We start from the raw sequence: 11,531 nt of genomic DNA, 5'->3' as shown, positions 1-11,531 counted from the left end.
GTCAGGCGGTTGATGACTATATCTATTGGTATAACAACGGTAGGCTTCAGGAGCGATTAAAGGGCCTGGCTCCGATGGGGTATCGGAGCCAGGCTTTGGCAGCCCTGACGGTCTAGGATTAAACCAGTCCAACTTTCGGGGGCTAGTTCACTTTGGTGGGACAGGGCTTATTTTTTAATTACTTCTGTAGGAAGTAGAGGCGCTTGTTGACGAATTCGTCCATGCCGTAGGGGCCGAGTTCGCGGCCGTAGCCGGAGTTCTTCACGCCGCCGAAGGGAATTTCGGCGCCTTCACCAGCGGGGGTGTTGACGTTGACCATGCCGGCGTCAATCTGCTGGGCCAGGCGGCGGGCGCGGGCCTCGTCCTGGGAGAAGACGGCACCGCCCAGGCCGTACTGGGTGTTGTTAGCCAGCTCGATGGCTTCTTCGTCGCTCTCTACCCGGTAGACGGTGGCGACGGGGCCGAAGAGCTCCTGGTAGTAGACCTCGGAGCCGACGGGCACATCGGTGAGGACGGCCGGGGAGAGGTAGGCGCTCTTCTCATCCAGTAGCTGGCCACCGACGCGCAGGGTGGCACCGGCGGCAACGGCCTCGTTGAGCTGCTTTTTGAGACCTTCGGCAGCCGAGCGGGAGGAGAGGGCCATGTAGGTGGTCTCGTCCGATTCGGCGGGCTTACCCGGCTTCATGGCCTCGGCCAGCTTGACGAGTTCGGCGACAAATTCGTCGTAAATGTCGGCCATGACGATTATGCGCTTGTTGGAGTTGCAGGCCTGGCCGGTGTTGTACATGCGGAAGCCCCAGGCGGTGGCGGCGGCTTCAGCGACATTGTCGGTGTCGAGCACGATGTAGGGGTCGGAGCCACCCAGTTCGAGCACGGCCTTCTTGAGGTTACGCCCGGCAATACCGGCAACGATAGCGCCAGCTCGTTCGGAGCCGGTCAGGGAGACACCTTGGATGTGGCGGTGACCAATCATGGTCTCAATCTGGTCGTGGCTAGCGAAAACTGCCTCGTAGGCGCCTTCGGGCAGCCCGGCGTCCTTCATGATCTCAGCGATTACGAGCGCTGACTTGGGGCAGATTTCGGCATGCTTGAGCACGATGGTGTTGCCCAGCATGAGGTTGGGGGCGGCGAAGCGGGCGACCTGGTAGTAGGGGAAGTTCCAGGGCATGATACCCAGCAGGGCACCCAGGGGCTTGCGCTGGATGTAGGCCTCGGAATTTTCGGTCTCTGAGGGAATCGGCTCGTCTTTGAGGTGGTCGGCGGCGATTCCTGCGTAGTAGGCGAAGATAGCGGAGGAGAATTCAGCCTCTTCGATGCCCTCTGAGATGGGTTTACCCATTTCCTGGGAGATGATTTCGGCCAGCTCCTGCTTGCGCTCTTCGAAGAGTTCGGCGATGCGGTTGACGATAGTGGCGCGCTCTTCGACACTGGTGGTGCGCCAGGAAAGGTAGGCGGCGTGGGCGCGCTCTACGGCCTCGACAGCCTGCTCGTCGGTGAGGGTGCCGAAGGTTTCGAGCACCTCGCCAGTGGTGGGGTCTTCAAGTCGGTAACTCATGGGTATGTTCCTTACTGTCCTGCGACCTTGCGGATTTCTTCCACGAAGATGTCCAGGGCCTGGCCCAGGAGTTCTTCGCTGATGGTCAGCGGGGGTAGCAGGCGCACGACGTTGCCGTAGGTGCCGCAGGTGAGGATGAGGACGCCGCGTTCGGCGCAGGCTGCTGCGATGTCTTTGGCGGCGGTGGCGTGAGGTTCCTTGGAGTCGGAGTCTGCTACGAATTCGACGGCGAACATGGCGCCGCGGCCGCGGGTTTCGCCGATGATGTCGAGTTCGTCGACGAGGGGGCCGAGCTTTTCGCGGGCGATTTCTTCGATGCGGGCGGCGCGGGCGTTGAGGTCCCACTCTTCCATGGTTTCGATGGTGGCAAGGGCTGCGGCGCAGGCAACGGGGTTGCCGCCGTAGGTGCCGCCGAGGCCGCCGGGCTGGACCTTGTCGAAGAGTTCGGCGCGGCCGGTGACGGCTGAGAGGGGCATGCCGCCGGCGATGCCCTTGGCGGTGGTGATGAGGTCGGGTTCGATGCCTTCGTGGTCGGAGGCGAACCAGCTGCCGGTGCGGCAGAAGCCTGCCTGGACTTCGTCCGCGATGAAGACGATGCCTTTTTCGCGGGCCCAGGTGACCAGCTCGGGCAGGAAGCCTTCGGCGGGGACGATGAAGCCGCCTTCGCCCTGGATGGGTTCGATGAGGATTGCGGCGACGTATTCGGAGCCGATCTGCTTTTCGATCATGTCGATGACGCGGGCGGCTGCTTCCTTGCCACCCAGGTCACCGTCGCGGTAGGGGTAGCTCATGGGGGCGCGGTAGACCTCGGGGGCGAAGGGGCCGAAGCCCTTCTTGTAGGGGGCGGCCTTGGCGGTGAGGGCCATGGTGAGGTTGGTGCGGCCGTGGTAGGCGTGGTCGAAGACGACGACGGCGTTGCGGCCGGTGGCTGCACGGGCGATTTTGACGGCGTTTTCGACGGCTTCGGCGCCGGAGTTGAAGAGTACGGTGCGCTTGTCGAAGTCGCCGGGGGTGAGCTGGTTGAGTTTTTCGGCGACGGCTACGTAGCCTTCGTAGGGGGTGACCATGAAGCAGGTGTGGGTGAAGTGGGTGGCTGCTTCGCGTACGGCGTCTACGACTTTGGGGGCGGAGGCACCGACGGAGGTGACGGCGATGCCGGAGCCGAGGTCGGCGAAGGAGTTGCCGTCGACGTCGACGATGACGCCGCCGTCGGCGTCCGCTGCGTAGACAGGCAGGGTGGAGGCTACGCCGGCGGGGACGTTGGCGGCGCGGCGGGCTGCGAGTTCGGCTGATTTGGGGCCGGGGACGGTGCCCTTGAGGCTGATCTGCTGGGGTAGGCGGTAGGCGATGTCGGCCATGGTTGAGGGTTCCTTTAGTGATGGATTTTTTGTAACTACAAAAAGTTGGAGTGCGGACGCCCGTGTTGGCGCTGGGGGCCGGGGCGGGCATCCGCGGGGCTTGGGGCTTTAGTTGGCGTAGGGGTCGCGGATGCCGATGTACTGGATGGATGAGTACTCGTCGATGCCTTCGGCTGCGCCTTCACAGCCCATGCCGGACTGCTTGACGCCACCGAAGGGGGCAGCCGCGTTGGATACTACACCGGCGTTGAAGCCCATGATGCCGAACTCTAGGTGGTCGCTGGCGCGGTAGAGACGGTCGATGGATTCGGTGTAGACGTAGGAGGCCAGGCCGTATTCGGTGTCGTTGGCCAGTTCGTAGGCCTCGTATTCATCCTTGAAGGTGAAGACGGGGGCGATGGGGCCGAAGATTTCTTCGCGGGCGACGCGGGCGTCGAGGGGCACATCAACGAGCACGGTGGGTTTGAAGAAGTAACCTGCGCCCTCGCCCTTTTCGCCGCCGGTGAGTACGCGGGCGCCCTTGGCGACGGCGTCCTCGACGAGGGCAACCATGGAGTCCTGGGCTTTCTTTTCAACCAGGGGGCCGCAGGTGACGCCTTCGTCCAGACCGTTGCCGACCTTGAGTTCGCCCATTTTTTCGGCGAACTTCCGGGAGAATTCTTCGGCTAGGGATTCGTGCACGATGAAGCGGTTGGCGGCGGTGCAGGCTTCGCCGATGTTGCGCATTTTGGCGGCCATGGCGCCGGCGACGGCCTGGTCGAGGTCGGCGTCTTCGAAGACGAGGAAGGGGGCGTTGCCGCCGAGTTCCATGGAGGTGCGCAGCACGTTGTCGGCTGCCTTTTTGAGCAGATCCTTGCCGACGGGGGTGGAACCGGTGAAGGAGACCTTGCGCAGGCGGGAGTCGCTCATGATGGGCTCGGAGATAGCGGCTGCCGACTTGGATGAGACGACGTTGAGGACGCCGGCAGGCAGGCCAGCATCAAGCATGGTCTGGGCGAAGTACTGGCTGGTCAGAGGGGTGAGGCGGGCGGGCTTGAGCACCATGGTGCAGCCTGCGGCGATGGCGGGGGCAACCTTGCGGGTGCCCATGGCCAGGGGGAAGTTCCAGGGGGTAATCAGCAGGCAGGGGCCGACGGGCTTGCGGCGGGTAATCATGCGCAGGGTGCCCTCGGGCATGTCGAGGGAGCGGCCGTAGTGGCGGGGGGTTTCTTCGGCGAACCAGCGCAGGAACTCAGCGCCGTACTTGACCTCGCCGAGGGCTTCGGCGTAGGGCTTGCCCATCTCTAAGGTCATGAGGGTAGCGAACTCTTCGGCCCGTTCGGTGACGAGTTCGAAGGCGCGGCGCAGGATCTCTGCACGTTCACGCGGGGGTGTGGCGGCCCAGCTGTGCTCACCGGCTTCTTTCTCTGCCCGGCAGGCTGCATCGAGGGCGGTGAGGGCGTCTTCTTCGGTGGCGGAGGCCAGGGTTGCGATGACTTCACCGGTGGCGGGGTTTTCTACGTCGAAGGTTTCGCCGTTTGAGGCGTCTCGCCACTGGCCGCCGATGAGCAGGCCGGTAGGTACCTTTGCTAGGAGTTCTTTCACATCTACGGTCATAGCCGGTGTGCACCTTTCGTGAACTATCTGTGTGATGGGCACACCATCAGGCCCATCCTTCTGCTTATCTTACGCCCCCTACCCGCCGGGCAGGTAGCCTGTCTCACACCCCTAGGGGCGGACGTCCGCGCCCGACAGGGCGGTTATTCGGGCAGGTCAAGCATGTGCTCAACATCCATGGGAACCCTGCCTGCGAAGAAGTCGGGGCGCTTGAAACGCTGGTAAAACATAACCGCGAAACCCAGAGCCAAGAGCACCAGGGAGAGGATAAAGACCAGGCCGATACCGCCGATTTCTGATCCGGAGCCGTAGGCTGGGCCCATGGAGTCAACGAAGGTCTGGGCGAAGAAAACCACCAGGATAATGCCGCCGATGAGGGGCAGAATGAACTGGTTGAAGAGGTTACGGGCCCCGCCCTTGAGGGAGGTCTTGCGGAAGTACCAGACGCAGGCGAAGGCGGTCACCCCGTAGTAGAGGCAGACCATGAGGCTGAGAGCTGCGATGGTATCCCAGAGCACCGAGGTGGAGATAAAACGCATGGCTACGTAGAAGACGCTGGCAATCAGGCAGGAGGCGATGGTGGCGTAGGAGGGTGCCTGGTACTTGGGAGAGAGGCGGGCAAACTTGGGCCCCAGGGCCCGGTAGTAGCCCATGGCCAGCAGGGTTCGGGCTGGGGAGACGGCGGTGGACTGCAGGGAGGCGAGCGCTGCAACCATGACGGCGATTGACATGAGGATGCCCAGGGAGCCGAGGACGGGGCCGGAGAGGGCGGCGAAAATATTTTCCTGGTTGTCGGGATTGCCCCCGTCCTCGCTGGTGCCGGCGAAGGAGAGGGTGCCGACGGAGAGGAAGAGGTAGAGGACGACGATGGTCAGGATGGTACCGACTGCTGCAGTGCCGCTGGTGGTGTGCTTGCCTTCGGTTTCTTCGTTCATGGTGAGCACGGCGTCCCAGCCCCAGTAGAGGAAGAAGACCAGGGACATGGAGGCTGCCAGGGTTGAGAAGGAGTCGATGTCGAAAGGGTTGAACCATTCGAAGCTGAAACTGAGGTTGGCAAAGCCGGTGCCGGTGGCGGCCTTGTAGAGAGCTACGGCGGAGAAGAGAGCCAGGACGATCAGCTGGAAGATGATGAGGACGGTCTGGAGTTTCTGGGTGGCGTCCAGGCCGCGGTAGGTGATGTAGCAACCGAAGGCCATGAAGGCGAGGAAGGTCGCGATATTGACCAGGTTGTTAGCAGCAAGGTCTGCGATATCGGGGTTACCCAGAGCCTGGGAGAGGAATAGGTAGAAGAAGTCGACGGCTATACCGGCTAGGTTGGAGAGCACCAGGATTGTGGCGACCAGCAGGGCCCAGCCGCCTATCCAGCCGACGTAGGGGCCAAAGGCTTTGGTGGTCCAGGTGAAGGTGGTTCCCGCATCGGGCATGGCGGCGTTGAGTTCGCGGTAGCCGATGGCGACCAGGAGCATGGGGATAAAGCCGATAAGGAACATGGCGGGCATGTAGATGCCGGCTTCGGCGGCGACGGGGCCAAGGGCTCCCGAGAGGGAGTAGGCGGGAGCTACAACGGAGATACCGATGATGATGGATGAGAAGAGGGTGACGTTGCCCGATGAGAGGCCTTTTTTGTTGGCGGCGCTGACATTGACAGAGCCATGGGGGTGGGCGCCCGGGGTAGCTGGGGGCTGGGTCATCGCTGACTCCTTTTCACTATCACCTTCAGAGGTTGCACCAAACAAGAAAACGAACAGCATTCGTTTAGTTAGCTAGATTACAACCTTAAGGGGTTCTTGTGAAGTGCGTAACGAAGTTTTTACACAGCGGTACCCCCACCCTTCCCACAACGTATGCGCCCCACCGCTCGATAAGCACTCTCACGAGGCATACCAAACGATGGGGCACACATCCGGGGAACCTAATCGCGGCCGACCACCGGAATAGAGCCGGTCCAGGGCTCCTGAGCCGAGCCGCGGCGTCCTGGCGAATAATCGCGCGGAACAACCACCAGCGGAATAGGCAGACGGGTCAGAATTTTTGCGGTGTTGGAGCTCAAGAAAAGCTCGCCACGCTGAGCCAGCTTAGACGACCCAGCCATGAGCACAGACCCGGCAGACCAGTCCACTGACTCCACAGCCTCAGGCACGCTGGCTCCGTGCCCAACAGCAACTGTGATAAGATCCGGACGCTCGGGCGCCAGGGAGGACTGCTCCAGCAGGTCCCGTACACCTTCCTCAGCTTCGCGGGCCGCAGCTCCATCAGCGGCGGCGTCCTCGATGAGGGACACCAGGCGCACCGCAAGGCCGGTGCGGTTGCAGGTAGCCACAGCTTCTTCCACCAGGCCAATCGAGTCGATATCGGGGGAAATCGCACAGTCAATTTGAGCGATATGGGTAGCCGCATCGTAGTTGTGGGGCGCAAGAATCACAGGCACTGAAGCCCGGTGCAGCAGGGCGTTACCTACCGAGCCGATGGAATGGAAGAGCCAGCCACCGGTCTTAGCGCCACCCACAATGATGGCACCGGCCCCAATAGCTCCAGCAAACTCCATCAACCCAGCTGCGGTAGACTCCGCCTGTCGCAAATGAAAACGAGCCTTGAGGCTGGTGGGCACCCACTGCTGAGCCTCCTCAAGCCACCCCACAGCCTGCTCCTGAAGCATGGCTCCGAAGTTAGAACGCGGGGCAGCTAGGCGCGGGTTTTGCTGCTTGAGCACATAAACCACATCGAGCTCAGCCCCCAGCGATGAAGCGAGAGCAACCGCAAGATTGAGCGCATCCCGCCCCCGAGACGAGGGGGGAATAGCCGACAACGTAACGCATGTTTTATCCCTTGAGTTTTTCGCTAATCATAGCGGCGGTTTTTTCGCCCATGCGAACCGCGCCGTCAACATGCTGGTAGCCTTCAGCTACCAGGTCGGAGCAGGACCAGTGGATGGGGCCAACAGGGTCTGACTGGTAGGCGCCGTAGCGGGAGAGGCCGCCCAGGTCGAAGCTGGCGGCGTAGGCGCCGCGAGTCCACTCTTCAGCCCCCCAGTCGGATTCGTAGTAGCGGATGGGGTTCAGGGTCTCTTCACCCAGCATCTCTGCCATGGATTCAAGGATGGTGCGCTTGCGTTCCTCAACTGAGAGGGTGAACATTCGGTCAGCCTTTTCGTCAGAGACAAAGCCAACCAGGGTGCCGCGTTCTTCTTCCTGGCCAGTGGCAGGGTCGTAGTTGGTGTTGTCGTAGATTTCCTGCACCAGGTTGTCGCAGGCGAAGGAGGTGCCAGACAGGCCCTTCTCGCGCCAGAAGGGGCGGTCGTAGACGGCGTGCACCTTGATAACCAGGCCCAGCGACTGGTGCTGGTGCATCTGGTGCTGGCGGCGGTCCAAGGCAGGCACATAGGAGACGCGGGAGTAAAGGTTGGGCGGGACGGCCATGATGGCGTACTTGGCGCGGACCTTCACGGCCCCGTCGGGGTTGGCGACGCCGTCCTCGGTGAAGTCTTCAGCTTCGGCCAGGACGGGGTAGTCCCCCTCTTCCTGCCAGCGAAGCACGCGCACGGGGTGGCCCAGGATGATGTTCTCGTGACCGATCTTTTCGGCCAGGGTGAGGGAGACCTTCTGCATGCCGCCGAGCACGCGCTTGTCGAGGATGAAGTTTTCATCAACCAGGTTAGAGAAGGAACCTGCAGAGGCAGCCATCAGAATAGCCTGCAGGGCTGAGAAAGCGTGAGAAGGCTTGGTCAGCATGGCGCCGGCGATAAAGAGGGAGATGTTATTGAGGGCCTCTTCGTTATCGGTCTTGGTCTTGAGCCACTCACGGAAGCTTACGGAGTCGAGCTCCTTGGCGCGAGGGTGAACCCAGGGGTTTCAGCGCCAACCTCGGCGACGATTTCGTCCATCATGTCGATGAGGCGCAGCATCTCGGACTTGGTAGCCTCATCGACGGGGAAGATACCGCCAGAGTAGCGCTTGACCTGACCATCGAGGGTTTTGTAGATAGAGTCACCCTCGCGATAGCGGGAGAAGGTTTTAAGGTTGAGCTCGTCGAGCAGGGCTTTGAGAGCAGTCTGATCTGGAGAAACCCACTGGCCACCAATTTCGATAAAGGCACTGTCAAGATCGCCGTTCCAGGTGCGACCACCGACGCGGTGGCGGGCTTCAAGGACGGCAACCGAGTGCCCGGCCTGCTGCAGACGGTAGGCGGCAGTAGGACCCGAGGGGTCTGCGCCGATAATGACGACATCGCGGGTAATTTTCTGGGGAGCCATGGTGCTCAGCCTTTCTGCAGCGCTAGCTACACTAAACGAATACCGTTCGTTTTAGTGTAGCTTGAACCCCAAGACCTGTGAAGTACCTTACGAAAATATATAGCCAGATAGCTTCACCACCCACCACGCCCTCCCCATTGGCGCAGTGCTACCGTTATATCCATGACCTCTACTCCTACCTCACCGCGCAATGCCGGCCGCCCCAGCGCGTCCTTACTTACCTCGGATAAAATCACCGAAACCGCCCAGAAGCTCATGGCTACAGAGGGTGATTTCACCATGGCAAAGCTGGCACGGGCGCTGGGGGTTGCGCCGTCTTCCCTCTATAACCATGTGACCTCGCGCGATGAGGTACTGGCCGCCATTTCGGACCAGGTGGCACAGAGCATCGACACGCAGGCTTTGCAGGACGCCGCCGCCCAGGTCCGCGGCGGGACCGTCAGCTCCCTGAGGGCACGGGCACTGTGGCTGGAGGCAACCGAGCGGTGGGCTAAATCGTATCGGCAGGCCTTTTCAGTGGCACCCGCGGTCGTGATGACGCTGGCAGTGACGCCAGCACGCAGGGCACCTGCCACCCTGGCCATGTATGAGCAGGTAACTTCTGCCTTTACTGCCTTCGGCATGAGCCCCAGGCAGGCTCTGCTCACCGTAGAGGCTATCGAGGCCTTCCTCCTGGGGACGGCAACAGACGTGCATGCACCGGTAGATATCTTTGACCCAGGTGACCATGCGGCCGAGCACCCTACCATGGCAGAGGCTTACAAAGCACTAGGGGATACCCCTCAGGGCGAAGCCTTCAACATAGGCCTCTCAGCCCTGTTGACGGGGCTGAGTGCAACCCTAGTCGCTGGTTAAGATTGCAAGATTGTTTGTACCGGGCAGAATCCACTTTAAATTAATTTTTTAGCCATTTTTGAACTACAACCGGTACAAACCTACCAACTTGCCTTACGCCCTAAACGTCAATGGGCCCAACAGTCCAGGTTGCAGTCTTAAGGCCGGTCGCATCGGTGTAAGACACACTTCGGGTAGTTGTAAGCGTGTTCCGACCTACGCGGGTACAAGTATTTTCCCGGAAATTCAGGAAGTAGCCGGTACAAAATCCACTGCCCCCCCCCCCCCGCAGCATCAGACATATCCACAGGAATGCCGTTGCCCTTATATTCCAGAGTGATGGAGGTAGAAGTGCTAGAAACAATAGACCACCCCGGCTCTAGGTAAGTGGCATTCGTCCATTTCGTCGTACCGACAGTAGATGCACCGCCGTTTGCAGTAGGAGCATCATTGAAAGTAACAGGAAGGGTAAAGGTATAGGTGACGGTAAAGGTATCAATAATAACGCTACCTGAATAGCCAGGGTCAGCTTCAACCCACCAACCTACAGAAGAGTTGGTATCCTGGAGGCAGTTTGAACTGCTTGGGGTTACCGAGGCACCACAGCAAAGGGTATTAATGAAACCCTCTTTGGGGTTGGTAGTGACATTACAGCCCGTAGGCCGACGCGAAAAAATCTGCTGGTAGGCATGCACAGACCCGACTCCCAACTGATTTTCAGACGATGAGGCAGCCATAGCCGGAAGGTTTGATGTAGCAACAACAACAGGTGTGGCCCAAGCAGCACCACGCACAAGAGTTCGGCGGGGAATACTAGACATACCAGGTAACCCTTCTCATTGAAATTGAACAATAAGAAAACTAATACCAGGAATCACAGCAAGACGAAAATCAGGCATACCCCTGAAAAAAGGTGATATTCAACACAAATACCACCCTCCCCTCCAAAGTTACACGCGCACTTCTTGCAGAAAGCATGGTAAATCTCTAGAAATACTGGATTTACAGACGGGTAGCATGAATATTTATTCCAAATAACAAGAAGGTCATATTATACCATAATAATCATTTTTCGTTTCGACAAAATTAATCTCTTAGCGAACGACTGGGGAGGCGTATCGTGACTTCCTGCGATGACTCCAGAACAAACCAAGCCATGATTATCTTGAATTGCTTAGGTAAATTTGCAGCTTTACCGCCTATAAATAGCCTTTGTCAGTTGCGGATGATCTCTGAATTAGAGAAATCTGAAAAATCATCGCTAGTTGAGCACTGACCATCAATGGTAAACAGTACGGAAGTTCTGTATTCACCAGAGGAGTTTTCCTTGTTAATCTTTGCTACAGGAACTTTTACGTATATGTCAAAAGATAACTCACTAAGAGATGAATCATTGATCACAGTAACGGTACGCCCATCAGAACCAATGGTGTAGTTTTGAGTGTCGTATGACTCGAAGACTTCTACCGTGTCGCTCGTAACAAAAGTAAGCGTGTTATACTGACTCGCTGAAGTGAACGAGTAGGGAAAGAGTACAACATAGTATCCATCTGCTGAATCCGTCGACACTTCTTGGTCTACAGATGGATTAACAGGCATGTAGGCGGTGGGGCACACCAGAGAAGAAGCAGCATAGACAGGGACTACTGAAGTAGCGACAACGACAGGAGCTGCCCAAGCAACTCCTTTTAGGATAATACGACGCGGAGCGAGAGACATCTTACCTGCTATATCAAAACACCGATAGGGCTTTATCTAACCCTTAGTTTAGCAGATACTAGCACTTCCAGCAGCAAGAAATTTAAATTATCTCAATACAAAAACACTCGTTGTTCAGGCGCATTCAGATATACGTAGCACGAGTCAAGACAAGTCCCTCTATATCCCTTCAAAACATGCAAAAATAGAGACCATGAGTTTTGATTCGCACTCCGAGCTC

8 protein-coding genes and 1 pseudogene are annotated in these 11,531 nt (G+C 59.0%); 2 read left to right on the top strand and 7 right to left on the bottom strand.

Translation table 11 applies throughout. The features are described from left to right. Window positions 1-116 (top strand): IS3 family transposase (locus E4U03_RS11660; protein WP_135011154.1); only part of this gene is annotated, 116 nt, incomplete at its 5' end. A gap of 62 nt (window positions 117-178) precedes the next feature. On the opposite strand, the gene E4U03_RS11655 is transcribed toward E4U03_RS11660, so the two are convergent. The 6 genes and pseudogenes from E4U03_RS11655 to E4U03_RS11630 all read right to left on the bottom strand — a co-directional run bounded on the left by E4U03_RS11655 (window position 179) and on the right by E4U03_RS11630 (window position 8,758). Then, window positions 179-1,555, bottom strand: a complete 1,377-nt coding sequence (locus tag E4U03_RS11655) for an NAD-dependent succinate-semialdehyde dehydrogenase (protein WP_135013895.1) — start codon at window positions 1,553-1,555, stop codon at window positions 179-181. Between the two features lie 11 nt (window positions 1,556-1,566). Beyond that, on the bottom strand, window positions 1,567-2,913 hold the full coding sequence (gene gabT, locus E4U03_RS11650) for a 4-aminobutyrate--2-oxoglutarate transaminase (protein WP_135013894.1): 1,347 nt from the start codon (window positions 2,911-2,913) through the stop codon (window positions 1,567-1,569). Between the two features lie 108 nt (window positions 2,914-3,021). Next, entirely contained in the window at window positions 3,022-4,509 is a 1,488-nt protein-coding gene (locus E4U03_RS11645; protein ID WP_135013893.1) for an NAD-dependent succinate-semialdehyde dehydrogenase, read from the bottom strand. A 143-nt stretch (window positions 4,510-4,652) separates the two neighbouring features. Next, complete coding sequence (locus E4U03_RS11640) at window positions 4,653-6,200, bottom strand: APC family permease (protein WP_135013892.1); 1,548 nt, start codon at window positions 6,198-6,200, stop codon at window positions 4,653-4,655. A gap of 221 nt (window positions 6,201-6,421) precedes the next feature. After that, window positions 6,422-7,315 (bottom strand): universal stress protein, encoded by an 894-nt coding sequence (locus E4U03_RS11635; protein ID WP_228066249.1) that lies wholly within the window; start codon window positions 7,313-7,315, stop codon window positions 6,422-6,424. A 13-nt stretch (window positions 7,316-7,328) separates the two neighbouring features. Beyond that, window positions 7,329-8,758, bottom strand: a pseudogene (locus E4U03_RS11630) (flavin monoamine oxidase family protein). 162 nt (window positions 8,759-8,920) lie between these two features. On the opposite strand from E4U03_RS11630, the gene E4U03_RS11625 reads away from it, so the two are divergent. Then, a complete protein-coding gene (locus E4U03_RS11625) occupies window positions 8,921-9,613 on the top strand; it encodes a TetR/AcrR family transcriptional regulator (RefSeq protein WP_135013891.1) in 693 nt (230 codons plus the stop codon). A gap of 1,194 nt (window positions 9,614-10,807) precedes the next feature. Here E4U03_RS11625 and E4U03_RS11615 read toward each other — a convergent pair. Continuing rightward, window positions 10,808-11,311: a hypothetical protein gene (locus E4U03_RS11615; RefSeq protein WP_135013890.1), complete on the bottom strand. Its 504-nt coding sequence runs from the start codon at window positions 11,309-11,311 to the stop codon at window positions 10,808-10,810. Between the last annotated feature and the right edge of the window lie 220 nt (window positions 11,312-11,531).

It is taken from the genome of Rothia nasimurium (assembly GCF_004569295.1).
In the GTDB taxonomy this organism is placed as follows: Bacteria; Actinomycetota; Actinomycetes; order Actinomycetales; family Micrococcaceae; genus Rothia; species Rothia nasimurium_B.
Note: the sequence above shows the minus strand (reverse complement) of the source record. Positions and strands in the feature narration are given on the sequence as shown.